Raw genomic sequence first — 25,663 nt, 5'->3', positions numbered from 1 at the left:
TCAATACTGATTATCGATGAAGGGGTAGTGAGCGACGTGGAACCTGCCTCCCTGCGCGTGGCCCTGCTTGAAGATGACGCGGTGCTGCGTGAACGGATTCTCCTGCCGCGCCTGCGCGAGCACGGATTCGACGTGGTGGGGCTGGGCACGGCCGCCGCGCTTGAGCGACAGCTCGTGGCCAGCCTGCCCCACATCATCGTGCTGGATCTGGGACTGCCAGACGCCGATGGCTTCGAGCTGGCGCAATCGCTCCGGCAACGGTTTCCCGCACTCGGCATGGTGATGTTGACCGGGCGCCAGTGTCCCGATGACAGGGTGCGCGGGCTGATCGATGGTGCCGATGCCTATCTGACCAAGCCGGCCGAACTGGGGCTGCTGGCGGCAACCCTGCACAGCCTTGCGCGACGCCTGCGGTCGGTCGGCGATGACAGCAGCCGCGGCGCACCGGGGTGGCGGCTGGATGGCAGCGGCTGGCGGCTGCTGACACCGTGTGGACAACAGGTGGCATTGACGCGCAGTGAGCGACCGCTGCTGCACTGCCTGATGCAGCACGCTGGGGAAGTGGTCGGCCGTGAGGCGTTGGTCGCCACGCTGACCGGTGACACGCTCGCCTTCGACATGCACCGGCTGGAGTCGCTCATTCACCGGCTGCGACGCAAGATCGCCGCGGCGAGCACGCACCCCTTTCCGCTTTCGGCCGCGCACGGTGCCGGCTACGTGTTCGCGCCCTGATCAGCCAGCGGGAAACAGCAGGCGGATCTGCGTTCCCACCTGGCAGGTACTGTGCACCTCGATGCGCCCGCCATTGGCATGCACCACATCGCTGACCACCGGCAGCCCCAGGCCGGTTCCCTGGTCACGCGGCTTGGTACTGAAGAAGGGTTCGAACATCCGCTGACGCGTCAGGGCGTCCATGCCGTGGCCGTCGTCGGTAACGGTCAGCTGCACCGATCCCTTGTCCTGCATCACTTCTATCACGACCTGGCCACGCGATAACGGACCCAACGCATCGCGGGCATTGGCGACTAGATTGAGCATGATCAGGTCGAACTGGTTACGATCCATGAAAAGGTGCGCGTCGCCATCGACGTCGCCGATCTTCAACTGGCTGCGTCTGATGAAAAGCTGGCCCAGCATCGGTTGCAGTTCGAGTAGTGCGGCGCGCACGCCGAAGCGTTCCGCATGCGCGCTGTCATGGCGGCTGAGGCGAAGCAGGGCGCGACAGATGTAGTCGCCCCTGCGCGCCGCCGTCTCTATGCCTTCCAATGCATCCACCAGCGCAGCTTCGCGCTGCTGCGGACTACCGGCAACGCGATTGCGCTCGTCGCAGAAGCCACGGATCACCGCCAGCAGATTGTTGAAGTCGTGGGCGATGCCGCTGCTCAGGCGGCCAGCGATTTCCAGTTTCTGTGCATGCAACAGGTGCTGCTGAAGCATCTCGCGCTGGTCGATTTCACCGCGCAGTGCGGCGCTGTGACGGCGTTCGCGCAGCAGGCTGTCGCGCAGGGCGCTGGCGGTACGGTCCAGGATGAAGGCGATGATCAGCCACGCCAGCACCAGCGATGGACCGTTGCGCATGGCGTTGGCGGTCCATTGGCTGTCGTGCCCCAGGTGGTAGTCGGTGTGCATGCCCACCGCGACCACCAGCAGGATGCCGAACCAGGTCGACCACAACGCGCGGCGCCCCAGCACCAGTCCCGCCATCACCAGCAACAGCAGCAACGGTGTCTGGTCGATCAGCAGCGCATGCGCGCCCAGCGTGTGCCAGGTCATGACGCTGCTGCCGAGCAGGGCGCAGATGAAAAGGCGCACGGCGCGTCGCAGATACCCTCGCCGCACCAGTACTACGCCGACCAGCGCGGTTGCTGCGGTCAACAGATCCGTTGCCAGCACCAGCATCCAGCCCGGTGGAACGGGACGGTCCGCCAGTTGCCACGCCCAGTTGAGCGGCAGGGCCAGGCCATAGAAGAACAGCAGCAACTGAAAGGCCGGTGCCATTCGCCTGTCGACGTCGTCATGTGCAGCGAGCGGTGTGCAGGCATGCAGCCAGCGGCGCCACCTCGAAGCGGGGCGTGGCGGGGAGAGGTGTGGCATGCGACGCGCGATTTCGATCAACGGTGAGGAGTGGCGAGTATTCGGTGACAACCGGTGCGTGACAACGAACATGGCTGAACCTTACGTTCATCCGCGCCGCTGCTGGACGTGTGCAACCGGACCGGACGCCACGCGCCACGTGGCACTTCTTTGACCACTCGCGCCCAACGTACGGATCGGTGCAGCACACCGTGCGGCGTCAGGGACGGGAGTGCTTTGCCCTTCGAACCGTGAGGTGCTGGATGAACAAGATTTTCAGTCGTGTATGGAGCCGCTCGCTGCAGCAACTGGTGGTGGCATCTGAACTTGCCACCCGTGGAAGTTGCCAGGGCGGCAGGCGGCGCTTGCCGGGGTGCGTGATGGCCGGCGCCTTGTTGCTGCCTGCATGGGCGGCCGTGGCATCGGACGATCCGCTCATCCAGCCCCAAGCGACCCCCTCTGGTGGCTACGTGGCCGTTGGCGGCAGTGATGACGGCAGCGATGACGCGCAGGCCATCGGTGATGCGTCCGTGGCGGTAGGTGTGCTGGCTCGTGCACAGGGGGCCGATGCCACCGCAGTGGGCAGCCAGGCGCGGGCAACAGCGGTGGGCGCGTCGGCGTTCGGCAGCAATGCACGGGCAACGGCAGGGTCGGCCACGGCGGTAGGGCAGAGTGCCCGCGCACTGGCTACCGGAGCCGCGGTAGTGGGGCACAATGCGACAGTCAGCGCAGCGGGCACGGGCTCGGTTGCACTGGGTGCGTACGCACAGGCCGATGCTGCCGACGCGGTGGCGCTGGGCAGCAATGCACTGGCTGACCGTGTCGGTACGGTGTCGGTAGGGCGACGCGGACAGGAGCGCCAGATCACCAACGTGAAGGCCGGCAGCGAGGCGACCGATGCCGTCAACGTTGCCCAGCTGGACCAGGTAAAGGCGCAGATGGGGGCGCTGGACTATATCGCCATCGATGGCGACACCGACCGCAATGACCGTGCTTCGGTCAGCGGCGAGAAGGCCATCGCGATCGGCTCCCGCGCCACCTCTGATGGCAACAACACCACGGCAGTGGGTGCAGAAGCATGGACGTAGGGGATCGGCAGCTCGGCATTCGGCCAAGGGGCTACGGTGATCGGCGATGCCGGTACGGCCATCGGCCAGGGCAGCTCGGTGGTCGGGTTCGGCAACACCGCGGTAGGGGCCAGCGCATCGGCGGAGGCTGACCAGGCGGCGACCGCGCTGGGTGCGAGGAGTACTGCCATGGGCCAAGGCTCCGCCGCAGTGGGTGCGAACGCGCAGGCCTACGGTCCAGGCAGCTTTGCCGCAGGCTACAACGCCGGCACCAACAGCGAAGCGGGCGTGGCCATCGGCGCCAACGCGCGTGCCGCTGGCGGTGACTTCACCGTGGCGGTAGGCGGCAACGCGCAGGCAGTAGGCACTGGCGCCTCGACCCTGGGTGCTGGCGCATTGGCCCGCGGCGAAAACGCGACGGCACTCGGCAGTGAATCCACGGCGGATGGCGATGCAGCGCTGGCTGCTGGCAACAACGCTTCGGCGTACGGCATGGAAAGCAGTGCATTCGGTTCCAACAGCTTGGCCGATGCCGCGCACGCAGTCGCCATCGGTAGCAGTGCGCTGGCTGCAGGCGAAGGGTCCATTGCAGTGGGAAGCGGCGCAACCGCGCTGGCCGAGCGCGCCATCGCGCAGGGCAGCGGTGCCAGCGCCACGGCACAGTCGGCCATTGCACTGGGTGATGGCAGCACGGCCGAGGGTGCGGGGTCGATGGCGTTGGGTTCCTTGTCGGCCTCCCGCGGCTACGGCAGCGTCGCTGTTGGCGGCCTGGCCGAAGCCAACGGCAACAGCTCGGTCGCAGTGGGTACCCAGGCCGTCGCTGGGGGCCCGGCCGGCGTCGCCGTCGGTGTGGGCTCATCGGCTGACGGTGATTTCTCTTCCGCGCTGGGTTCGTTCAGCCGGGCCAGCGGCCACGGCAGCCTGGCAATGGGCAACTCCAGCACCGCTGCCGGAACTACCAGCATCGCGGCAGGTTTCAAGTCGTCAGCCGACGGCGAGGGCGCGATGGCGCTCGGTTCAGAGTACATCTGTGAAGGCACCTGCATCGAAACCAACACCGCCGCCATTGGCAGCAACAGCATGGCCGTGGGCGCTTCGGCGCGTGCGTTCGGCAACGATTCGATGGCATTGGGGCCGCTGAGCGGTGCCTTCGGCCAGAGCGCAGTCGCGCTTGGGCTGCGTTCTGAAGCGCATGGCAACAACAGCACCGCCATTGGCCAGGACGCGATGAGCAAGGGGGCCAACAACGTTGCGCTGGGCAACAAGGCGCATGCGGCTGGCGGCACCGATCCCGCCGTGCTCAGCAACAACATCGCCATCGGTACGGACAGCCTGGCCGACTACGCATATTCCACCGCGATGGGCACCAACGCACATGCCACCGGGCTGGGCTCCACGGCGCTGGGCTGGAACGCGACGGCATCGGCATGGAACGCTATCGCGCTGGGCAGCTCGGCTGGCGCCAGCGAGGCATTCGGCGTGGCAATGGGCTACGACAGCCATGCCGATGCGTACCAGGCAACGGCCATCGGTGCATCGGCGCGTGCGTCTGGCAGTGCAGCCACCGCCCTCGGTGGCGGCAGCACGGCCGACGGATTGGGCAGCGTGGCAGTCGGCAAGTTCTCCTACAGCCATGGGGAATACGCCACCGCGCTGGGCACGATGGCGGTGGCCTACGGTGACCGCAGTGTTGCCATCGGCACTTCGTGGGTGGAGCAGCAGGCTACTGATAGTGTCGCGCTGGGCCACGGATCGGTTGCCAGCCGCGCCAATACGGTGTCGGTGGGCGCATCCAAGGAATGGTGGGACCGGATGGGGGACTACCACGGGGTGATGCAGCGTCAGATCACCGACGTTGCCGCCGGTACCCAGGACCATGATGCGGTCAACCTTGCCCAGCTGAAAGGCGTGGAAGCCAAGGCGGGTAGTGGTCGCTTCGTTGCGGTCGACGGTACCGATGATGGCAGTGAGGATCCCTTCGCCAATGGTAAGGGGGCTACGGCGATCGGGCCGCAGGCGAGTGCCGAAGGAGCAGGCAGCCTGGCTGCCGGTCACCAGGCCAATGCCATCGGGGCGGACGCCATTTCGATGGGTGCGCAGGCCCTCGCACTTGGTGAGGGTGCGCTAAGCATTGGCAGCGCCGGCTCCGCGCTCGGCACCAATGCGTTGGCGATCGGTCAGGGTGCGGTGGCAAGCGGGGACTTCAATACGGCCGTCGGTGGTGCCTATGACGGGCTCGTCGATGGCCTACCGGTGCAGCGCACGACGACAGCCTCGGGTTCCGGTGCGGCTGCATTCGGCGCGGGTGCACAAGCGATCGGCATAAACTCCCTTGCCGTGGGTACCGCCTCCAGTGCAGACGCGCAGGGAACCGCAGTGGGCTTCGGCGCTATCTCCAGCGATGGCTTTGGCACCGCAGTGGGAACCTACAGCCATGCACAGTCCGAAGGCACCGCGATCGGATACGGCGCCAAGGCGCTGCTGTACGGTTCCACAGCGGTCGGTTGGAACGCGGAGGCCACTGGCCTCTACTCCATCGCCGTCGGCCTCGGCAGCCGCGCGACGCGATGGGGTGCGCTGGCGATAGGCAACTTTGCCGATGCGATGGGCGATGGCAGCATCGCCATCGGCGAATTTGCTGCTGGAACTGGAGATGAGAGTGTGGCGATTGGCTCGTCTGCGAAGGCATCGAGCAACGGGTCGGTCGCCTTCGGTGCGTCGGCCGTGGCCGAGGCGCAAGGCTCGGTAGCCATCGGCGCATCCAGTCTGGCCGACAGAGCCAATACCGTCTCCGTGGGTCGTGTTGGCGGGGAGCGTCAGATCGTCAATGTCGCCGATGCCACTGAAGGCACCGATGCGGTCAACAAGCGCCAGATGGACAGCGCCATCGCCGATCTCGGCGACGGCCTGGGGGATCTGGACGCCACGGCGGTCCGCTACGATGAAAAGGGCAAGGCACGCATCACCCTGGGCGGTGAGCAGGGCACCACGATCAGCAACGTCCGCGCCGGCGTGGCATCAACCGATGCGGTCAACGTCGACCAGCACAATGACGTAGTGCGCGCGCTGGGGGGCGGTGCTGCGCTGGGCGGCGACGGCATGCTGATCGGACCGGTCTACACCGTGCAGGGGGGTCGTTTCGGCAATGTCGGCGGTGCGGTGGGCGCCCTGGATGGCGCGGTCAGTGCGCTCGGCACGCGGGTAGGCCTGTTGGAATCGGCTGCTGCTCCGGCGCCCGGGCCCGGCACCGGAGCGGGCGGCAGCGGGGAAAGCGGTGGCCAGTTGCCGATCGGCACAGGGCCCGGTGAAGGCGCCGATGCGGGCGGGCCGGGCCACGGCCTGGTGGCTGCCGGGACCGGCAAAGGCGCGGTGGCGATAGGTGAAGGTTCGATCGCCAATGATGCCGATACGGTGTCTGTCGGCAGCACCGACAACCTGCGCCGGATCACCCATGTCGGTTCGGGCACGGCCGCAAGCGATGCGGCAACTGTCGGGCAGATGCAGGCAGGCGATGCACAGACGCTGGCGTCGGCGCGAACCTATACCGACTCGCGCTTCAAGGAAATGGATGACCGTTTCGTCGACCTGTCCCAGGGCGTGGACCAACGCCTGCACCAGCAGGATCGTCGCATCGACCGCCAAGGCGCCATGAGCAGCGCCATGATGAACATGGCGCTCAATGCCGCTGGGAGCCGCAGCCCGCGCGGCCGTGTGGCCGTTGGTGCCGGCTGGCAGAACGGAGAGCAGGCGCTGTCGGTCGGTTATGGAAAGCAGGTCGGCGAGCGTGCCAGCTTCAGCCTGGGCGGAGCGTTCAGCGGCAGTGACCGCTCGGCCGGCGTCGGCTTCGGCATCGACCTGTAACCCCCCGGCCGCCCCGTCCGGGGCGGCCTCTTCCCAGGGTCGTGTGTTACCCCTCATATGGATGTAAAACCCATGAACAAGCCGCTTTCCTTCTGTGCCTGCGCCGTTGCCATAGGCGTGGCGCTGGGCACCTTCTCCTTGTCGAGTGCTGCTGCCGACCTGGCCGCGGGCAACCGGGTCATGCCACTGCGTCAGCTGCCTGGCGCGCAGGCATCGAACGGCGCGACGAACTTCATCGTCAAATACAGGCCGGGCAGTGCGCCGGCACGTGATCGCAGCCGGGTGCCGGCCAGCCTGGCGGCCGCTACTTCGCGTGGCATCGTGGTGCAGTCGGCACAGACACTGCCGCGCCTGCAGAGCGTGCGGCGCGGGGCAACCGGTGCCGAGATCATCATCGCCTCGCGAGTGCTGGCGCCTGCCGAATCGCAGGCGCTGTTGCAGCAGCTGCGCGCGGATCCGGACGTGGCCTACGCACAGCTCGACACGCGCAAATACGCGCTGGACCTGATGCCCAACGATCCGCAACTGCCGATCTATCAATGGGACCTGCTCAATACCGTGGGCGGCATCCGGGGCCCGGCCGCCTGGGAGCACAGCACCGGCGAAGGCGTTGTGGTAGCGGTACTGGATACCGGCGCCACCCCGCACGTCGACCTGAAAGACAACCTGATCCCGGGCTATGACTTCATCTCCTGGTATGGCCAATCGGCGGATCAACCCGATGTCGCCGGCGATGGCGATGGCCGCGATCCCGATGCGACCGACCCGGGCGACTGGGTCGATGCCTCCATGCCGTGGTGTGGTGGCAGTTCCAGCAGCAGCTGGCATGGCACCCACGTCGCCGGCACGGTGGCTGCCATGACCAACAACGGAATCGGCGTGGCCGGTACGGCCTGGGGAGCAAAGGTACAGCCGGTGCGGGTGCTGGGCCACTGCGGTGGACTGACGTCCGACATCGCCGATGCCATCGTCTGGGCCGCTGGCGGCCACGTTGATGGCGTGCCGGACAATCCTACGCCGGCCGATGTCATCAACCTGAGCCTGGGCGGTTCGGGCAGGTGTGCAGAGGACCCCGCAACCCAGGAGGCCATCGATCTGGCGACCGCTCGCGGTACCACCGTGGTGGTGGCCGCTGGCAACCAGGCTGCCGACGCGGTGAACTACAGCCCGGCCAGCTGCAGGAACGTCATTACCGTCGGGGCGACCGGTATCGGTGGACGCATCGCCAGTTATTCCAACTACGGCAGCAGTGTGGCTCTGGCTGCTCCCGGCGGCGACCCGGACAGCAGCGCAGGCATTTCGCAGGGTTACGTGTGGTCCACCGGCAATGAAGGTGCGACCGTCGCAGGCAGGGACATCCTGGTCGGCATGGTCGGTACATCGATGGCCGCCCCGCATGTGGCGGGCATCGTCGCACTGATGCAGTCTGCATCGGTCGGCGCGGACCGGGGTGCGCTGTCGCCGGCGCAGGTACGACAACTGCTGGTTGATTCCGCGCGTCCCTTCCCGATAGCGCCGCCTGCAGACAGGCAGATCGGCGCGGGCCTGGCCGATGCCGCCGGCGCGGTGCAGTTGGCGCTCGGCAATCCCTTGCCCGAGCCGCCCATTCCCGGGTTGCAGAATGGCGTGCTGTCCAGCGGTCTCGGCGGCGCTGCGGCGCAGTCGTTCGTCTATCAGCTCACTGTTCCGGCCGGCACGCGGAGCTTGAATCTGCGCACAGTGGGCGGTCGTGGTGATGTCAGCCTGTACGCCTCGCAGGGGACCGCGCCGACGCCGGACGATGCCCAGTTCCGGTCGAACCGTCCCGGCAATGCGGAGACCATCGTGGTGAGCAATCCGCGTGCAGGTACCTGGTACCTGCGTATCGTGGGCGAGGCGGCGTTCACCGATGTGGGGGTGCTGGCGATCACACGCTGATCGACGCTGGCCTTGGGGCACGCGCGATGCGTGCCCCTCCCTGCCTTACCGGTTGGCGACCAGTGAACGCAGCAGGGCGACGTTGAACGCGTGTGGATCCTGCACCTGCGGGGAATGTCCCAGTGTGGGGAATTCGACCAGCGCCGCGCCTGGAATGGACCTGGCAGCGGCCTTGCCCAAGGCGGGGTAGTCACCCAGCGTTGCCTTCAGTGCCGGCGGCGCCAGGTCCCTGCCGATGGCGGTGCGGTCGGTCTGGCCGATGAACAGCGTGGTCGGTACGCGGATGTTCTTGAGCTCATGAACCACGGGCTGGTTGAACACCATGTCCGAGGTCAACGCCTGGCTCCATGCCACGGCGTCCTTGCCCGGGCCGGCATACATGCCGGCCTGCATGCGCGCCCAGTGCTCGAAGGATGGTTTCCAATCGCCGTTGTAATACACATCAAGCTGGTATTTCTTGATGGATTCAAAGCTGGTCTTCAGCTCGTTGGCGTACCACGCATCCACGCTGCGCCACGGTACGCCCAACGCTTTCCAGTCCTCCAGGCCGATCGGATTGACCAGCGACAACGACTGGGTGGCATCCGGGTACAGCAGTGCATAGCGGGCAGCCAGCATGCCGCCCATTGAATGGCCGACGATGTGCGCGCGCTGCACGCCGAGCTGCTGCAGCAGGGCATGCGTATTGGCCGCCAGCTGGCCGAACGAATACTGGTAGCCCTGCGGTTTGCTGGATTTGCAGAAACCCACCTGGTCTGGTGCGATTACCCGATAGCCGGCATCAAGCAGGGGCTGGATGCTCTCCTGCCAGGTAGCAGCACAGAAGTTCTTGCCGTGCAGCAGGACCACCGTGCCGATCGGCGCACGCGGCGGCGACAGGTCCAGGTAGGCCATTTCCAGTGGTTGGCGCTGCGACTGCAGCGCGAACATCCTGACCGGATGGGGATAGTGGAAGCCTTCCAGCCGGGCGCCGTAGCTCCCGGCGGCGAACGTGGTGATTGGAAGGCAGGCAAGCAGGGCGGTGGCCAGCAGGCGCATGGTGGTCTCCGGGGGGAAAGCTCGAGGTTAACCGGAAAGGCGTGACGACCAACGGTCGTCACCCACCACCAGTGGCGTCAGCACTCGATGACGTTCACCGCCAGCCCGCCGCGGCTGGTTTCCTTGTATTTGTCCTGCATGTCGCGGCCGGTGTCGCGCATGGTCTTGATGACCTTGTCCAGCGATACCTTGTGCTTGCCATCGCCGCGCATCGCCATGCGCGAGGCATTGATCGCTTTTACTGCGCCCATCGCGTTGCGTTCGATGCAGGGAATCTGCACCAGACCGCCGATCGGATCGCAGGTCAGGCCCAGGTTGTGCTCCATGCCGATCTCGGCGGCGTTTTCGATCTGGCTGGGGCTGCCGCCCAGCGCGGCGACCAGACCACCGGCGGCCATCGAGCAGGCCACGCCCACCTCGCCCTGGCAACCGACTTCGGCGCCGGAAATCGAGGCGTTTTCCTTGTACAGGATACCGATCGCCGCCGAGGTCAGCAGGAAGTCGAAGATCCGCTGTTCATTCGCCCCCGGGCAGAAGCGGTCGAAGTAATGCAGCACCGCAGGCAGCACGCCGGCGGCGCCGTTGGTGGGGGCGGTCACCACGCGGCCGCCGGCGGCGTTTTCCTCGTTCACCGCCAGCGCGTACAGGTTGACCCAGTCCAGCGTGGTCAGCGGATCGCGCATCGCAGCTTCCGGCTTGGACGAGAGCTCGCGGTGCAGGGCGGGTGCGCGCCGGCCGACCTTCAGTCCGCCTGGCAGTACGCCTTCCTGGCGGATGCCGCGGGCCACGCACGCCTGCATCGCTTCCCATATTTCACGAAGCTGGTCCCGGATCTCGTCTTCGCTGCGCCAGGATTTTTCATTCTCGAACATCAGCTGGGCAATGCTCAGCCCGCTCCGCGCGGTCTGCGCCAGCAGTTCATCGCCACTCTTGAACGGATAAGGCAGCGGGGTCTCATCGGGTACGATGCGGTCGTCGGCCGCATCATCCTGGTTGACCACGAAGCCGCCGCCGACCGAGTAATAGTCCCGCGTGGCAATCAGCTCATCGTTGGCGCCATAGGCTGTGAAGCGCATGCCGTTGGTGTGGTAGGGCAGCTTCTGGCGCTTGTTCAGCCCGAGGTCGCGCTTCTCGTCGAAGGCGATTTCATGCTGGCCCATCAGGTTGATGCGCTTGCTGGTCCGGATGCGTTCCAGCGTGGCCGGGATGATGTCCGGGTCGATCAGGTTCGGCCGCTGGCCTTCCAGCCCCAGCAGTACCGCTTTGTCGGTACCGTGTCCGCGACCGGTCAGTGCCAGCGAACCGTAGACGTCGGCGCGGATGCGCACCACGTCCTGCAGCCGGCCAGGATCGAGCAGCCACCGGTGCACGAAGCGCTCGGCCGCTTTCATCGGGCCTACGGTGTGCGAGGAACTCGGGCCAATGCCGATCTTGAAGACGTCGAACGTGCTGACTGCCATGGATGCCGTGCTGCGGGTACCGGGAAAGGCGCTATTCTAACGGTTGCCGCAGCGCATCCTTGGCTGCGCCGCAGCAAAGCCATCGGAGCCCTGCCTGTGTTCATCCTGTACCAGCGTGATGACTGCCAGCTGTGTGACCAGGCCTTGGCCGTGCTCGCCCAGGCGCGTTTTCCGGATTTCGATCCGGTGTTCATCGATGGGCATCCCGCGCTGGAACCCCGGTATGGAGCGCGCGTGCCGGTGCTGCGTGATGCCGGTGCGGACCGTGAGCTGGATTGGCCATTCGACGCCGCGGCACTGGCGGCATGGAGGCACCCGGATCCGTAGCGCCGGACCTTGCCCGGCGCTGGCGGACCTGCGTCGGTCATTTCGCCTTGAATGTCACCACGGTGCTGATCGCGGTTTCGTCCGGAATGCTCTTGGTGTCGGCCCAGTCGCCTCCTCCCACGCCGAAGTCCAGGCGCTTCACGGTGGCCTTGCCCTTCAGTACCGGCTGGGTGCCGGGGGTCCAGGTGAAGGTCAGGGTCACCGGCTTGCTGACGCCGCGCAGTTCCAGCGTGCCATCGGCAGCGTAGGTGTCACTGCCCAGTGCGCGGAAGCCGCTGGCGGAGTAGCGCGCGGTGGCGAACTTGCCGACATCGAAGAAGTCCGCGCCCTGCAGGGTGGAGTCGCGGTCACTGTTGCCGCTCTTGGCACCGGCCAGCGGGATGTTCACCTCCAGCTTGCCGGCCGCAGGGTTGGCCGGGTCGAAACTGAGCTGGGTGGAGAACCCGGGGAAGGTGCCGGCGAAGACCTCGCCGTCGTACTTGGTGGCAAAGGCCAGGTTGGAACCCGGCGCTCCGGCCGCCTGTACGTAGTCGGCGGCGATCGCCGGAGAGGCGGCCAGCAGGCCGGCCAGCGCAGCGGCGACGGCCGAGGGAGTGCTCAGTTTGATGCTCATCGAATCAGTCCTTCTGGGAAGAGGCGAGCCAGTCGCGCGGCAGCATGCGCGCCAGGGTGGCATCGCGTTGGAAAAAGTGGTGGTAGAGCGCGGCACCGGCATGGGCCAGCACCACTGCGATCAACAGCCAGAACCCGTATTCGTGGATGGCATGGGAAATGGCGACCTTCTGTGGATCCGGCGCCACCAGCTTGGGCACGTCGACCAGGCCGAACCAGCGGAACGGACGCAGCCCGCTTGCCGAGTCGTAGATCCAGCCGGACAACGGCATGGCGAACATCAGGACATACAGCAGCCCATGGGTGGCGCTGGCGATGCGTTCCTGCCAGCTTGGGGTGCCGGGTACCGCCGGTGGTGCGCCGGCATACAGGCGCCAGCCCAGGCGCAGCACCACCAGCGCCAGCACACTGATGCCCAGTGACTTGTGCGCGGTGTAGACCCAGAAATACTTCGGCGTCTTCGGCAGCTCGCCCATGGTCAGGCCGACCACGCCCAGGGTGAGGATCAGCAACGCGATCAGCCAGTGCAGGGATTGGCTCACGCCACCCCAGCGCTGCGCATTGGGACGGGTCATGGCGTGCTCCTGTCAGTGGGCTCGGGCGGAACGGGGGCGGGGGGTGGTCCGTCATCACTGGCGTTGCGGTCGCGAACGGCCTCCGCTTCGATGCGCAGCTGCACGCTGTCGCCGATCATGCTGGACCATGCGGTGATGCCAAAGTCGCGGCGGCTCAGCGTGGCAGTCGCCGAGAAACCGGCGGTGCGGCGGAACGGCGGCAATGGATGCCGTTTGAGGGCGTTGAGCTTGACCTCCAGCACGACTTCACGGGTAACCCCACGAAGTGTCAGGTCTCCTTTGACGCGCCCATGGGTGTCATCGATCTGCTCGACGCCAGTGGACACGAAGCGTGCTTCGGGAAAGCGTTCGCCATCGAGCAGGTTGCGCGCCAGCGTGGCCTGGTTCCATTTGGCATCGCCCAGGTCCAGGCGGGCGATCGGAATACGCACGTCCAGGCGTGAAGCGGCCCAGTCGGCGGGATCGAACGACAACTCGCCCTCACTGCCGGATACGGTGCCCAGCGCATGGGAAAAGCCGGCGTGTTCGATGGCGAACAGGACCCGTGTGTGCACCGGGTCGAGCCGGTACGTCGGCGTGGCCGCCACGCTGATCGCGGGCAGCGCGGACAGCAGCAAGGCAAGGGTAAGGCGTCGCAGCACGCGGTAGGCTCCTGCAGGGGGACGTGACGATCATACGCACGGCACCGGCTTCGCGAGCAGCCACATGGCTGCAACAGATCATGGTGCCGATGGTCCTTGCCTGCCAAGGCCCGTCGGCAATGCCACCGGCAGCATCCCGCCCGCCGGACGCATCGTCAAGGCTGTGTGACAATCGCCTGCATCCAAGGGGGAGCGATGGCCAAGCACATGCATCAAGGACGAGCGCTGGGATGGCTGTTGGCAGTGGCCGGCCTGCTGTTGTCAGGGCTGTTCCCCTGCCAGGCGCTGGCAGGCGCGCAGGATGCGACCGAAACGCCCCGGCTACGGCGGCTGGGCCCGGCGGAAGGCTTGCCATCGCGGATGGTCACGGCCTTGGCGCAGGATCGCCAAGGCTACATCTGGGCTGCAACCGATGGCGGATTGGCGCGTTACGACGGCGTGTCGCTGCGCAGCTGGCGCCATGATCCGCAGGCCGAGGGCAGCCTGCCTGGCGATGAGATCGAAACGCTGCTGGTGGACGTCCAGGACCGCCTCTGGCTGGGCATAAACGGCGTGGGTCTGGTCCGCATGGGACCGGCCCGTGACGCCTTTGAAACGCTCGACGACATCAACGAGGCGTGTGACGGGCAGTTCTGGACCTTGGCCGAACACGACAAGGCGCTGTGGATCGGCACCAGCGCCTACGGGCTGTGCCGACGCGACGAAGCGGGCAAGGTGCAGCTGTTCCGTCATGATCCGCATGATCGGCACAGCATTCCCGGTGACACGGTCTTTTCCAGCCTGGTTGATGGACGGGGACGCCTGTGGATTGGCACCGAGCGGGGTGTCGCGCGCTGGAACGGCACTGGCTTTGATCGGATCGGGCCGGCAACCCTGGGCGCCACCGCGGTGCTGCGGCTCAGTCGCGATGCGGCCGGCGGCGTATGGGTTGGCACGCAGTCCGACGGCATGTTCCACATCGATGCGCACGATGCGGTCCAACGTCCACCGTGGTCACAGGGCGACACACTGCGCTCCTCCAAGGTGCTGCATGATCGCCAGGGCGGCTTCTGGGTAGGCAGCTCAGATGGGCTGCTGCGCGGCGATGAGCAACGGCTGCGCCGGTTGGAAGGCGACCGCGGCAGTGGTTTCCTGACCGTGCACAGCGGCGTGGTGGATCTGCTGCAGGACCACGAAGGAGGCATCTGGATCGCGCTGTTGACCCAAGGACTGGCTTACCTGCCGCCGGACTGGAAACGTTTCTCGACCTGGTACCAGCTGGACGGCAAGCCACTGGACAGCCAGTACCTGCTGAGCGCGGCAAGCGACGGCACGGACTTCTACATCGGTGCAGCGCCGGGCGTGTATCGGCTCGATGGAAAGGGCACGCTGTCGTTGCTGGTCAGCGACCGGACCATCGGCAGCGGTGCGGTCTGGTCGCTGCTGCCGCGTCCCGACGGCACGTTGTGGCTGGGGCGCGCAGGGCGCATCACGGTGTACGACCCTGGCCGCGGCAGCCATCGCGACTGGTTGATCCACGGAGGCGCGGACCTGCGCCAGCGCATCGACCTGATGCGCGCCGCGCCCGATGGAACCGTGTGGCTGTCGGTGATGAACCATGGCCTGCAGCACCGGGATGCGGGCGGGCGACTCCTGCAGGAAATACGTTCCAGCGATCTGCCTGGACGCAGTGAAGCGCCGATCGAACAGATCCGCTTCGATCCCCGAGGGCAGCCATGGGTGGTGGGCGACATGGGCGTGCTGCGCTTCCAGGACAGCGCGTTCCTGGCCGTGCCGGGCGTCTCGCGTGGCCCGATCTTCGATATCGCCTGGGTTTCGCCGACCCGTGTGTGGCTGGCACGGCAGGGGGCATTCGAACGCTACGACTGGGACGGCCTGGGCCTGAACCTGCGCGAGCAGGTTGCTGCGGCAGAAGGCGTGCCGCCGGTGTCGATCGGCGGACTGGTGCCCGCGGCCGACGGACAGATATGGGCCACCAGTCCGCGAGGTCTGATGCGTTGGGATCCCCTGGCGCGACAGCTGCGCATCTACACCGAGCGCGATGGTTTGCCCGATGCGGAGTTCAACGGTCGCCCGCCTGCGCAGGATGCCGCAGGCAGGGTATTGGCCGTATCGAAGATCGGCCTGGTAGGATTCGATCCGAACCAGCCCGACGCTCAGCTGCCGCCATCGCAGCTGGTGGTCGGTGCGTTGCGGGTGCGCCGCGACGATGGCGAAGGGTGGCAGGAGCTGCCCCTGGATGCCCCGGTCGTGCTGGGGCCGGACGATCGCGACCTGCAGATCAACGCACGCCTGCTCTCCTTCGCCAACCCGCTTAGCAATGCCTACCGCTTCCGCGTGGACGGGTATGACCTGAACTGGGTGCAGGCTGTAGACGGCGAGCGCACGCTGTCGCGCCTGCCTGCAGGCAGCTACCGCATCGAAGTGCAGGCGCGCCGCGCCGGCGGGGACTGGACCATCGCCCCGGACCTGCGGATGGAGGTGCTTCCACCCTGGTGGCGCAATGGCACCGCGTTGCTGCTGTATGTGCTGGCCAGCGTGCTGCTGTTGGCTGCCCTGGCGTGGTACGTGCGGCTGCGGCTACGCCGTCGCCAGCAGTGGCAGCTGACGCTGCACAAACAGCATCTTGCCGAACAGGCATCCCAGGCCAAGAGTCATTTCCTGGCCACGCTGGGCCATGAAGTACGCACGCCGATGACCGGTGTGCTGGGGATGAGCGAACTGTTGCTGGACAGCCCACTGGACGAGCAGCAGCGCGGCTACGCCGGGGCCATCCACCAGGCCGGCACGCACCTGTTGCGCCTGGTCAACGACGCGTTGGACCTTGCGCGCATCGAGGCGGGGCGGCTGGAGCTGGACATCCGCCCGTTCGGCCTGGAGGCACTGCTGGACGAAGTGCAGGGCCTGATGGAGCCGTTGGCAGGGCAGCGTGGGCTGGCCTTCCAGCGTCAGGTGAACGTGCCGGGTCATGTCTCGGCCAGCGGCGATGAAATGCGGGTACGGCAGATCCTGATGAACCTGCTGGGAAACGCCATAAAATTCACCGAGCGCGGCGAGGTGCGCCTGGCGGTGCAGCTGTCCGATGGCGGCGCAGGAATCGTGTTCGAGGTTACCGACACCGGGCCGGGCATCACTGTCGAGCAGCAGGCGCGATTGTTCGAGCGCTTCGAACAGGCCGACGGTCCACGCACCGCGTCGCGGTTCGGTGGCTCCGGGCTGGGCCTGGCGATCTGCCAGGAGCTTGCCGTGGCAATGGGCGGCCGCATTGGCGTGCAGAGCCGGCCCGGCCAAGGTGCCTGTTTCCGCGTCGAATTGCCGCTTCCGTGGCAGACGGAGGCGTGTCCCCCAGCGCCCGGCGCCGGTCTGCTGTCCCTTGATCTGCCTGGGCTGGCGATCCTGCTGGTGGAAGATGATCCAACCGTGGCCCGGGTCATCGTCGGCCTGCTGTCAGCGCGCGGGCACCGCGTGGTCCACGTACTGCATGGGCTGGCCGCGTTGGCAGAAGCATCCACCGCTGCGTTCGATGTCGGGTTGCTCGACCTGGACCTGCCCGCACTGGACGGCCTGGCACTGGCACGGCAGCTGCGCGCGCTGGCGCATGAGTTCCCGCTGGTGGCGGTGACCGCGCGTTCGGATGCCTATGCCGAAGCCGAAGTGCTGGCGGCGGGGTTCGATGGCTTTTTGCGAAAGCCGGTGACCGGGGACATGTTGGTCGAAGCGATCGCCCGGGCGCGCCAGCGTCGAGCTTCGGAGTGAAACCACCGCCGACAGCGGGTAGGGCATGCCGCGTCCTGCGCGAAGAGGCGGGCTTCGGTTTACCATGCCGGGACGGCGATGTGCTGTCGCATCCACCGCTGCGTTGAACGCGCGGTCTGGCAGGTGAGGGACGGCAATGCAGAGATGGCAAGGTTGACGGGTCTGCGTACGGCGATGGCGCTGTTGCTGTCGGGCTGGCTGTTGCTTGCACCTGCGCGTGCGTTCGCGCAGCCGGTTCCGCCCACGCCACGACAGCTGACCGTATTCGACGGCCTGCCTTCCAACACCGTCAACCGGATGGCCGAAGACCGCCTGGGCTACCTATGGATCGCCACCAATGACGGGCTGGCGCGGTTCGATGGCCGCAGCTATCGCATCTGGCGCGCCGAGGATGGCCTGCGCGACAACCGGATCTGGACGGTGCTCGCCGATGCGCGTAACCAGTTGTGGATCGGTACTGAAAATGCCGGGTTGGTGCGCCTGTCCGCCGATCGTCGGCAGATGCATTTCTATGACCGTGCCAGCCAGCCGCTGCTGGCCAGCAACACGGTCTGGAGTATTGCCTCCACCCCTGATGGTTCGATCTGGTTCGGCACCTATGAGGGCGGCCTGTACCGCCTTGATGCGCAGGACAGACTGCAGCGTTTCCTGCCCGAGCCGGGCAACCCGCGCAGCCTGCCGTCCAACAGCGTCCCGTTCCTGGCCACGCTGCCCGATGGCACGCTGTGGGTGGGTACCAAGCGGGGCCTGGCGCGCTGGACCGGGACTGATTTCGAGCGCGCACCGGATGCGCTGCCCGCCGACGCGGTGATCAATGGCATGACCGCCGATGCGGATGGCAGCCTGTGGATCAACACCCTGGGCAGTGTCATCGTGCGGCGTGCCGACGGACGTTTCGAACCCGCGCCCTGGCCGGTCCCGGACAACGACCAGGTGCTCGGGGTGATGCTGCACGACGAGCAGGGGGGCTACTGGCTGGACACCCGCTCCGGGCTTGGGCGCGGCGTTGATGGCCGTTACCAGCAGGTGCCGCTCTACAGTGCACTGGCGCGCGGCCGGGTACGCCCGAACTGGACTGGCGCATTCCAGGACCGCGAAGGCGGCATCTGGTTGGCCAGCACCAATGCCGGCCTATGGCACCTGCTGCCGCGCTGGTGGCAGTTTTCGGTGCTGGCGCGACTGGAGGACGAGCCGTCATCGCTGCGCAACGCGTACGTACTGGGCGCCGCGGCCTCGCACGACGGCGGCGTGTGGACCGTCGGCGGCCATGGCGCGCTGGACAAGCTGGACCCGGTGACCGGGAAAGTGCAGCAGCACCTGACCTGGGTGAACGGCAACCACTGGTTGATGTCGGTGGCCGAGGACGCGCGCGGGCGGGTGTGGATCGGGTCGATGGACGCCCTGCAGCGCTACGACCCGGCCAGCCGCCAGTTGCTGCGCTGGGGCACCGATGCAGGCAAGGATGCGGTGATGGAGGGCAACGTCCAGGACATCGCGGTGTGCGCTGACCAGGTCTGGACCATGTCGCCTTCCGGTGTGCAGGCGCGCGACCTGGACGGACACCTGCTGCACGACGTGCCGCTCGGCCAGGGGGGGCTGCAGTCGGGACAGCTTGCGACCAGCCTGGAATGTGGACCGCGCGGCCGACCGTGGCTGACCAGCAGCGCCGGCGTGCAGGAGTGGGACGCGGTGGGGGCGCGTTTTGTCCAGGTCGATGGTGGCCCATCGGGTGCGGTGCACGCCATGGTGCTGGCGGCCGACGATCAGGTGTGGCTCTCCCAGGATGGTCGCCTGGTCCAGCATCGGTGGAACGGCAATGCCCTGCAGCGGCACCGGGCGATCGGCGCGGTGCAGGGCTATCCGGCGCTGGCGGCCAATGGGCTGGCGGTCGACGCCGGCGGCATCGTATGGGCCAGCAGCCCGCGCGGCATGCTGCGGGTGGACCCGCGCACGCCGAACGTTCGCCTGTACGGTGTGCATGACGGCCTGCCGAGCCAGGAGTTCCGCGAGAACACGCTGGTCACCGCGACCAGTGGGCACCTGCTGGCCGGCACGCCGGCCGGGCTGGTGGTGTTTGATCCGCTCAAGGTGGGGCCGCCAACGCGGCAGGCGCCGCTGGTGATCGAACGGGTCGAGGTGAGCCGCGGCGACAAGGTGGTCGATCTGACCCACGATGGCGCAGTGACCATCGAAGATGGCGACCGTGACCTGCACATCGTGGCGCGACTGCTTTCCTTCAGTGATGCGGCATCGAACGTCTATCGCTTCCGGCTGGCTGGGTACGACCCGGACTGGGTCGATGGCGGGGCGGGCGGGGAGCGGGTGTTCTCGGCGCTGCCGCCGGGCCGCTACGCACTGGAAGTGCAGGCGCGTTCTGCCGACCACGTCTGGTCGCGGATCCAGACGCTCGAGTTCCAGGTGCTGCCACCCTGGTGGCGAAGCGTCACCGGTGTGCTGGTGCTGGCCGCAGCGTCGCTGTTGCTGCTGAGCGGTTTCGCCTGGTTGTATCGGCGGCGCCTGCACCGGCGCCACGATTACCAGATGGCCGTGCACAAGCAGGAAGTGGCCGAGCAGGCATCAGCGGCGAAGACCCGCTTCCTGGCCAATCTGGGACACGAGGTGCGCACGCCGATGACCGGTGTCCTGGGCATGACCGAACTGCTGCTGTCATCGCCGCTGGACACCCGCCAGCGCAGCCAGGCCGAATCGATCCGCAGCGCCGGCGAGCACCTGTTGCTGCTGGTCAACGATGCGCTGGACCTGGCGCGGATCGAGTCGGGTCGCCTGGAGCTGCAGGTGCAGAGTATCGACCTGCACGCGCTGCTTGCCGAGGTGCAGGCGCTTACCGCGCCGCTGGCCCGGCAGAAGGCGGTGCAGTTCACCTTGTACAACGAGCTGGCCCCGGGACTGGCCGCGGAGGGCGATCCGCTGCGGGTGAGGCAGATCCTGCTGAACCTGCTCGGCAATGCGGTGAAGTTCACTCAGCGTGGTTCGATCAGCCTGCTGGCGCGTGCCGGCAATGACGGATGCGGCCTCTGCTTCGAGGTCACCGACACCGGCCCCGGCATCAGCCACGAACTACAGAAGCGCCTGTTCCGGCGCTTTGAACAGGCCGACGGCGCACGTACCGCGGCCCAGTACGGCGGGAGTGGGCTGGGGCTGGCGATCAGCCGTGAGCTGGCGCTGGCGATGGGCGGGGACATCACCGTGGAAAGCCAGTTGGGACGCGGCACGCGTTTCCGCGTCGAGCTGCCGCTGACACTGCACCCGCTCGGGGCTACCGGCACGCCGGCCGCGGACGTGTGGCGGACACCGGCGCTTCCGCTGCGCATCCTGCTGGTGGAGGACGATCCGACCGTTGCCGAGGTGGTCGGAGGCCTGCTGCGCGCGCGCGGGCACGAGGTGGTGCATGCCGAGCACGCCCTGGCGGCCCTGCGCGAGATGGCCGGGGAGCGCTTCGACATCGGCCTGCTCGACCTCGACCTGCCTGGGCTGAGCGGCTTCGACCTGGCGCTGCACCTGCGCAACCAGGGGCACGCGCTGCCGTTGCTGGCGGTGACCGCGCGCACCGATGGCGATCTGGCCGAGCGCGTCGCCGCCGCGGACATGCAGGGCTTCCTGCGCAAGCCGGTGACCGGGGATCTGCTGGCCGAAGCCATCGCACGGGCGATGGCGGCGTAGGGCGATCCGAAGTGCCGGCCATGGTCGGCACCGCCATATCGCCCCGCCTGCAGCCTATTCGGCGACTTCCTCGATCTGCTTCGGCTCCGGACCGGTATCGGGCAGCTGCCAGAAGATCAGCGTGGAGGTCAGCGTGATCGCGCCCACGCACAGGAACGTGGCGTGCAGGGCCGCGGTGGCGCCATGTGATTCCAGTGGCGCGAAGGCCGCCAGCAGGCTGCCGGCGGCAGCGGCGCCGAAGCCGGCCGCCAGCATCATCACCATCGACAGCAGGCTGTTGCCCGCGCTGGCGAAGCCCACGTCCAGGTCGCGCAGGGTCACGGTGTTCATCACCGTGAACTGCAGCGAATTGACCGCGCCGAACAGCGCCAACTGCAGCAGTCGCCAGCCCAGCGGCTGGTCCGGCGACATCAGCGCGAAGCTGGCCATCGCGATGCCTACCAGGACGGTGTTGGTCATCAGCACGCGGCGGTAGCCGAAGCGCTCCACCAGCTTCACCGCCAGCCGCTTGGCGACCATGCCGGCCGCCGCGACCGGGATCATCATCAGGCCGGCATTCATCGGGCTCATGCCCATGCCAACCTGCAGCAGCAGCGGAATCAGCAGCGGCATGGCGCTGCTGCCGATGCGCGAGAACAGGTTGCCGAGAATGCCGATGCGGTAGCTGGGCACGCGGAACAGGGCGAGCGAGAACAGCGGCGCGGTGGAGTTGGCCGCGTGCAGCCAGTAGCCGACCAGCGCGGCCAGGCCGGCCACCGTCATCAGCATCACCAGCGCATGCGGAGTACCCATCCCGGAGATGCCATCCAGGGCCAGCGACAACACCACCATGCCGAAGGCCAGCATCACATAGCCGCGCAGGTCGAAGCGGCTGCGATGGGCGGCGTAGTGGTCGGGCATCACCTTCATGGCCACGAAATAACCGATCACCCCGATCGGCAGGTTGATCAGGAATACCCAGTGCCAGGAGGCGACTTCGACCAGCCAGCCACCCAGCGTCGGGCCGATCAGCGGGCCGATCAGCGCCGGGATGGCGATGAAGCTCATCGCGCGCAGGAAATCTTCCCGCGGCACCGAACGCATCACCGCCAGCCGCCCGACCGGCAGCAGCATGGCCCCGCCGATACCCTGCAGCACGCGTGCGGCGACCAGCTGGTGCAGGCTCTGCGCCAGGGCGCAGGCCAACGACCCGAGGGTGAACAGAATGATCGCGACCAGGAACGTGCGCCGGGTGCCGAAGCGGTCGGCGATCCAACCCGATGCCGGGATGAAGGTGGCCACCGCCAGCGCGTAGCTGAACACCACCGACTGCATCTGCAGCGGGCTTTCGCCCAGGCTGCGCGCCATCGCCGGCAGCGCCGTGTTGACGATGGTGGAATCCAGCATCTGCATGAAGATCGCCAGCGACACCAGCCACAGCAGGGGACGGATGGAGGCGTAGCTTGCTGTCATCGGGCCGGGATCCGCGCGATCAGGAGGCGCCATCATCGCCGAAGGGCGGTCATGGCGCGATCAACGCACGCCGTGCCGCCACGTCGGGAAAAGCGTCAGCGCGCACTGAGCCGGTGCACCGCGTCCACCAGCACCTGCACGCTGGCTGGATCCATGTCCGGCGACATGCCATGGCCGAGGTTGAACACGTGGCCTTCGCGTGACCCGCCGTTGCCGGCCGCATAGGTGTCCAGCACGCGTCCGGCCGCCGCGGTGATCGCTTCGGGGCTGGCATACAGAGTGGTCGGATCCAGGTTGCCCTGCAGCGCGACCCGTCCGCCGGTACGGCGCACGGCCTCGTCCAGGTCCAGCGTCCAGTCCAGGCCGAGCGCATCGGCGCCGGTATGCGACAGCGCTTCAAGGTGCAGGCCGGTCCCCTTGCCGAACAGGATCAGCGGCGTGCGCTCGCTGCCCTGGCCGCGTTCGAGTTCGGCGGAGATCCGCTGCAGATAGCGCAGCGAGAATTCGCGGTACATCGCCGGGGACAGCACACCGCCCCACGTGTCGAACACCTGCAGCGCCTGCGCACCGGCCGCGCGCTGGGCGCCGAGGTAGGCGATCACCGCATCGGTCACCACCTCCAGCAACCGATGCAGTTCCTGCGGGTGGTTCAGCGCCATCGCCTTGATGCGCGCGAAATCCTTGCTGCCGCCGCCTTCCACCATGTAGCAGGCCAGCGTCCACGGGCTGCCGGAAAAACCGATCAGCGGCACCTGGCCATCCAGTTCGCGGCGGATCACCCGCACCGCGTCCATGACATAGCGCAGTTCCTGCTCCATGTCCGGCACCGCCAGTCGGGCGATGGCAGCGGTATCGCGGACCGGATGGCGGAACTTCGGACCCTCGCCCTCGACGAAGTACAGCTCCAGGCCCATCGCATCGGGGATGGTCAGGATGTCGGAGAACAGGATCGCCGCGTCCAGCGGGAAGCGGCGCAGCGGCTGCAGGGTGACTTCGCAGGCGATCTCCGGGTTCTTCGCCATCGCCAGGAAGCTGCCGGCCTTGGCCCGCGTGGCGCGGTATTCCGGCAGGTAACGGCCGGCCTGGCGCATCAGCCAGACGGGGGTGTGGTCTACCGGTTCGCGGCGCAGGGCGCGCAGCAGGCGATCGTTGCGAAGGGGACTGGTCACGTAAGGGTGTTCCTTGTGCGGTAGGGCGTGGGGCGCTGTTCCGGGATGGGGCGATCACGGGCTGCAGTGGAGGACCGCAAAGCCCCGATGCAGCTCCGCATCGCGCGCTTTGTCGAAGGCCGCGCGGGCCTCGGATTCTTCCAGGTACAGCTCGCGTCGAAGCTGCGAGCGGCTGCCGATGCGGCCCGATTCGCGCAGCAGTTCCCAGCCGCCGAACAGGTCCGGCAGCAGGGTCAGGCGCAGGAAGCGGGGCGCATCGGTGCCGATCGCGGGTTGTTGCAGGAAGGCATGCATGGCGCAAGTGTAGCGCCGAGCCACGCCCGGCGGCTCGCGCTGGCGGCGGTGCGCACCGGCGGGTTCCCCGGCGTACAGCTGCGTCGGCTCAACCGCCGGCCAGCACGTCCAGCACGTCCTGTTCCGGTACGTCGGCCACCACTTCGGCCTGCCCGACGCCACGCCACAACACCAGGCGCAGGCGTCCGGCCACGTTCTTCTTGTCCAGCCGCATGCGCTTCAGCAGCGATTCCGGCGCCAGGCCCGCCGGCAACTGCACGGGAAGCTGCAGCGACTGCAGCACGGCGACGAGTCGATCCGCATCGGCCGCCGGTGCCCGCCCCAGTGCGGTGGAAAGTCGTGCGGCCAGCACCATGCCGACCGCGATGGCCTCGCCGTGGATGAGCGCATCACGCCCCGGGGCGCTGTAGCCCTGCTCGGTTTCGATGGCGTGCCCGAACGTATGACCGAGATTGAGCAGCGCGCGCTCGCCTTTTTCCAGCGGGTCGCGTTCGACGATCGCCGCCTTGTGCGCGCAGCTGCGCGCAATGGCTTCGGCAAGCAGGCGGCTGTCGCCGGCGACAAGGCCGTGGGCGTGTTGCTGCAGCCAGTCGAAGAACGCCGGATCGCCGAGTGCCCCGTACTTGACCACCTCCGCCAGCCCTGCGCGCAGCTCGCGCACCGGTAGTGTGCCCAGCACGTTCGTATCGGCGACCACCGCGCGCGGTGGATGGAAAGCGCCCACCAGATTCTTGCCTGCGGGCAGGTCCACGGCGGTCTTGCCGCCCACCGACGAGTCGACCATCGCCAGCAGCGTGGTGGGAAGCTGGACGCAGTCCACGCCGCGCATCCAGCAGGCAGCGGCGAAGCCGGACAGGTCGCCGACTACGCCGCCTCCCAGTGCAAACACGCAGGCATCGCGGGTGGCGCCCAGCGCGGCCAGTGCATCGATGGCGCGTCCGAACTCGGCAAGGTTCTTGGACGCCTCGCCTGCCGGCAGAACGTGTTCGCCGATCCTCAGGTCCGGTCGCGCCTGCAGCAGCGCGCTGCGTACGCCGGCCAGGTACAGCGGGGCGACTTCGCTGTCGCTGACAAGCAGTACGTGGCGGCCGCGCACATGGCGGGCCAACGCAGGTCCATCAGCCAGTTGGCCCGGGCCAATGGTGATGGAATAGGGATGCTCACCGCCGACGGCGACATGCAGGTGGGGGGTATCGGTCATGCGATGAGGTCCTGTCGCTGCCAGCGCGCGGCCAGCTTCACCACCAGGTGGGAAGTGGCTTCGGCAGCGGTATAGAGGTCGGTGTCCAGGGTGAGGTCGGCCAGCTGCCGATACAGCGGATCGCGATGGTAGGCCAGGTCCTGCAGCACCTGTTCGCGGTCCGGCCGCTGCAGCAGCGGGCGGCCTTTGTCGCGTGCCAGGCGTTCCAGCTGGGCGGCCACGCTGACCCGCAGGTAGACCACATAGCCATGCGCGGCGATCGCCTCGCGGTTGCCCGCATCCAGCACCGCGCCGCCGCCGGTGGACACCAGCTGGCCATGGCCGGCGAGCACCTGCTGCAGGGCCTGGCGCTCGTGCTGGCGGAAGCCGGCTTCGCCGGCCAGTTCGAACAGGGTGGGAATGCTGGCGCCGGCGTTGTCGACGATGACCTGGTCCAGGTCGATGAAGTCCAGCGTGAACCGCTCGGCGAGGCGACGGCCGATGCAGGTTTTGCCGGCCCCCATGGGGCCGATCAGGATCAGGTTCGGTGCTGGATTCAT

18 protein-coding genes are annotated in these 25,663 nt (G+C 67.4%); 7 read left to right on the top strand and 11 right to left on the bottom strand.

What is annotated here, in order from left to right; translation table 11 throughout:
- The first annotated feature begins 27 nt into the window (after window positions 1-27).
- Window positions 28-732 (top strand): winged helix-turn-helix domain-containing protein, encoded by a 705-nt coding sequence (locus tag IFT63_RS10130; protein WP_192084002.1) that lies wholly within the window; start codon window positions 28-30, stop codon window positions 730-732.
- Here IFT63_RS10130 and IFT63_RS10125 read toward each other — a convergent pair whose 3' ends face one another.
- The gene (locus tag IFT63_RS10125; RefSeq protein WP_192084001.1) at window positions 733-1,998 is read right to left on the bottom strand and encodes a HAMP domain-containing sensor histidine kinase; all 1,266 of its coding nucleotides are present in this window, start codon (window positions 1,996-1,998) and stop codon (window positions 733-735) included.
- 338 nt (window positions 1,999-2,336) lie between these two features.
- Between IFT63_RS10125 and IFT63_RS17685 the strand changes: the two genes are divergently transcribed.
- From IFT63_RS17685 to IFT63_RS10110, 3 genes are all read left to right on the top strand, one after another.
- Window positions 2,337-3,161, top strand: a complete 825-nt coding sequence (locus IFT63_RS17685; protein WP_192084000.1) for an ESPR-type extended signal peptide-containing protein — start codon at window positions 2,337-2,339, stop codon at window positions 3,159-3,161.
- Window positions 3,162-3,197: 36 nt separating this feature from the next.
- Window positions 3,198-7,001, top strand: coding sequence for a YadA-like family protein (locus tag IFT63_RS17680; protein WP_192083999.1), 3,804 nt, complete (start codon window positions 3,198-3,200; stop codon window positions 6,999-7,001).
- Between the two features lie 72 nt (window positions 7,002-7,073).
- Window positions 7,074-8,918, top strand: a complete 1,845-nt coding sequence (locus IFT63_RS10110) for a S8 family peptidase (RefSeq protein ID WP_192083998.1) — start codon at window positions 7,074-7,076, stop codon at window positions 8,916-8,918.
- A 45-nt stretch (window positions 8,919-8,963) separates the two neighbouring features.
- Here IFT63_RS10110 and IFT63_RS10105 read toward each other — a convergent pair whose 3' ends face one another.
- Together IFT63_RS10105 and IFT63_RS10100 are read right to left on the bottom strand one after the other, a co-directional pair.
- On the bottom strand, window positions 8,964-9,956 hold the full coding sequence (locus IFT63_RS10105; protein ID WP_192083997.1) for an alpha/beta hydrolase: 993 nt from the start codon (window positions 9,954-9,956) through the stop codon (window positions 8,964-8,966).
- 77 nt (window positions 9,957-10,033) lie between these two features.
- Window positions 10,034-11,416: an L-serine ammonia-lyase gene (locus IFT63_RS10100; protein WP_042613498.1), complete on the bottom strand. Its 1,383-nt coding sequence runs from the start codon at window positions 11,414-11,416 to the stop codon at window positions 10,034-10,036.
- 96 nt (window positions 11,417-11,512) lie between these two features.
- On the opposite strand from IFT63_RS10100, the gene IFT63_RS10095 reads away from it, so the two are divergent.
- Window positions 11,513-11,743, top strand: a complete 231-nt coding sequence (locus tag IFT63_RS10095; protein WP_042613497.1) for a glutaredoxin family protein — start codon at window positions 11,513-11,515, stop codon at window positions 11,741-11,743.
- 37 nt (window positions 11,744-11,780) lie between these two features.
- On the opposite strand, the gene IFT63_RS10090 is transcribed toward IFT63_RS10095, so the two are convergent.
- The 3 genes from IFT63_RS10090 to IFT63_RS10080 are packed head-to-tail and all read right to left on the bottom strand — an operon-like array spanning window position 11,781 to window position 13,571.
- The gene (locus IFT63_RS10090) at window positions 11,781-12,356 is read right to left on the bottom strand and encodes a YceI family protein (protein ID WP_042613496.1); all 576 of its coding nucleotides are present in this window, start codon (window positions 12,354-12,356) and stop codon (window positions 11,781-11,783) included.
- 4 nt (window positions 12,357-12,360) lie between these two features.
- Window positions 12,361-12,930: a cytochrome b gene (locus IFT63_RS10085; protein WP_042613495.1), complete on the bottom strand. Its 570-nt coding sequence runs from the start codon at window positions 12,928-12,930 to the stop codon at window positions 12,361-12,363.
- On the bottom strand, window positions 12,927-13,571 hold the full coding sequence (locus tag IFT63_RS10080) for a YceI family protein (protein WP_042613494.1): 645 nt from the start codon (window positions 13,569-13,571) through the stop codon (window positions 12,927-12,929). The genes IFT63_RS10085 and IFT63_RS10080 overlap by 4 nt, the downstream gene beginning before the upstream one ends.
- A 207-nt stretch (window positions 13,572-13,778) precedes the next feature.
- Here IFT63_RS10080 and IFT63_RS10075 point away from each other — a divergent pair, with 207 nt between their 5' ends.
- Both IFT63_RS10075 and IFT63_RS10070 read left to right on the top strand, forming a co-directional pair.
- Window positions 13,779-17,327, top strand: coding sequence for an ATP-binding protein (locus tag IFT63_RS10075; protein WP_052811920.1), 3,549 nt, complete (start codon window positions 13,779-13,781; stop codon window positions 17,325-17,327).
- A 174-nt stretch (window positions 17,328-17,501) separates the two neighbouring features.
- A complete protein-coding gene (locus tag IFT63_RS10070; protein WP_192084203.1) occupies window positions 17,502-21,008 on the top strand; it encodes a hybrid sensor histidine kinase/response regulator in 3,507 nt (1,168 codons plus the stop codon).
- 54 nt (window positions 21,009-21,062) lie between these two features.
- Here IFT63_RS10070 and mdtD read toward each other — a convergent pair whose 3' ends face one another.
- The 5 genes from mdtD to IFT63_RS10045 all read right to left on the bottom strand — a co-directional run bounded on the left by mdtD (window position 21,063) and on the right by IFT63_RS10045 (window position 25,663).
- A complete protein-coding gene (gene mdtD, locus IFT63_RS10065; RefSeq protein ID WP_152620622.1) occupies window positions 21,063-22,460 on the bottom strand; it encodes a multidrug transporter subunit MdtD in 1,398 nt (465 codons plus the stop codon).
- A gap of 95 nt (window positions 22,461-22,555) precedes the next feature.
- Window positions 22,556-23,629, bottom strand: coding sequence for a uroporphyrinogen decarboxylase (gene hemE / locus IFT63_RS10060; RefSeq protein ID WP_057508719.1), 1,074 nt, complete (start codon window positions 23,627-23,629; stop codon window positions 22,556-22,558).
- A 54-nt stretch (window positions 23,630-23,683) separates the two neighbouring features.
- Window positions 23,684-23,923, bottom strand: a complete 240-nt coding sequence (locus tag IFT63_RS10055) for a WGR domain-containing protein (protein WP_042613490.1) — start codon at window positions 23,921-23,923, stop codon at window positions 23,684-23,686.
- 88 nt (window positions 23,924-24,011) lie between these two features.
- Window positions 24,012-25,124, bottom strand: a complete 1,113-nt coding sequence (gene aroB, locus IFT63_RS10050; RefSeq protein WP_192083996.1) for a 3-dehydroquinate synthase — start codon at window positions 25,122-25,124, stop codon at window positions 24,012-24,014.
- Window positions 25,121-25,663 carry a shikimate kinase gene (locus tag IFT63_RS10045; RefSeq protein ID WP_192083995.1) on the bottom strand — a complete coding sequence of 181 codons (543 nt, stop codon included), beginning with the start codon at window positions 25,661-25,663 and terminating at the stop codon, window positions 25,121-25,123. The genes aroB and IFT63_RS10045 overlap by 4 nt, the downstream gene beginning before the upstream one ends.

The organism is Stenotrophomonas sp. CFBP 13724 (genome assembly GCF_014841975.1).
Lineage (GTDB): Bacteria > Pseudomonadota > Gammaproteobacteria > Xanthomonadales > Xanthomonadaceae > Stenotrophomonas > Stenotrophomonas lacuserhaii.
Note: the sequence above shows the minus strand (reverse complement) of the source record. Positions and strands in the feature narration are given on the sequence as shown.

Excerpts from the sequence above, each read along its gene's own strand:
- IFT63_RS10085 (WP_042613495.1), bottom strand. The coding sequence starts at position 12,930 with ATGACCCGTCCCAATGCGCAGCGCTGGGGTGGCGTGAGCCAATCCCTG.
- IFT63_RS10070 (WP_192084203.1), top strand. The coding sequence starts at position 17,502 with ATGGCGCTGTTGCTGTCGGGCTGGCTGTTGCTTGCACCTGCGCGTGCG.
- mdtD (WP_152620622.1), bottom strand. The coding sequence starts at position 22,460 with ATGACAGCAAGCTACGCCTCCATCCGTCCCCTGCTGTGGCTGGTGTCG.
- aroB (WP_192083996.1), bottom strand. The coding sequence starts at position 25,124 with ATGACCGATACCCCCCACCTGCATGTCGCCGTCGGCGGTGAGCATCCC.
- IFT63_RS10045 (WP_192083995.1), bottom strand. The coding sequence starts at position 25,663 with ATGAATCCAGCACCGAACCTGATCCTGATCGGCCCCATGGGGGCCGGC.
- IFT63_RS10105 (WP_192083997.1), bottom strand. The coding sequence starts at position 9,956 with ATGCGCCTGCTGGCCACCGCCCTGCTTGCCTGCCTTCCAATCACCACG.
- IFT63_RS10110 (WP_192083998.1), top strand. The coding sequence starts at position 7,074 with ATGAACAAGCCGCTTTCCTTCTGTGCCTGCGCCGTTGCCATAGGCGTG.
- IFT63_RS10075 (WP_052811920.1), top strand. The coding sequence starts at position 13,779 with ATGCATCAAGGACGAGCGCTGGGATGGCTGTTGGCAGTGGCCGGCCTG.
- IFT63_RS10100 (WP_042613498.1), bottom strand. The coding sequence starts at position 11,416 with ATGGCAGTCAGCACGTTCGACGTCTTCAAGATCGGCATTGGCCCGAGT.
- IFT63_RS10090 (WP_042613496.1), bottom strand. The coding sequence starts at position 12,356 with ATGAGCATCAAACTGAGCACTCCCTCGGCCGTCGCCGCTGCGCTGGCC.
- IFT63_RS10125 (WP_192084001.1), bottom strand. The coding sequence starts at position 1,998 with ATGGCACCGGCCTTTCAGTTGCTGCTGTTCTTCTATGGCCTGGCCCTG.
- IFT63_RS10055 (WP_042613490.1), bottom strand. The coding sequence starts at position 23,923 with ATGCATGCCTTCCTGCAACAACCCGCGATCGGCACCGATGCGCCCCGC.
- IFT63_RS17685 (WP_192084000.1), top strand. The coding sequence starts at position 2,337 with ATGAACAAGATTTTCAGTCGTGTATGGAGCCGCTCGCTGCAGCAACTG.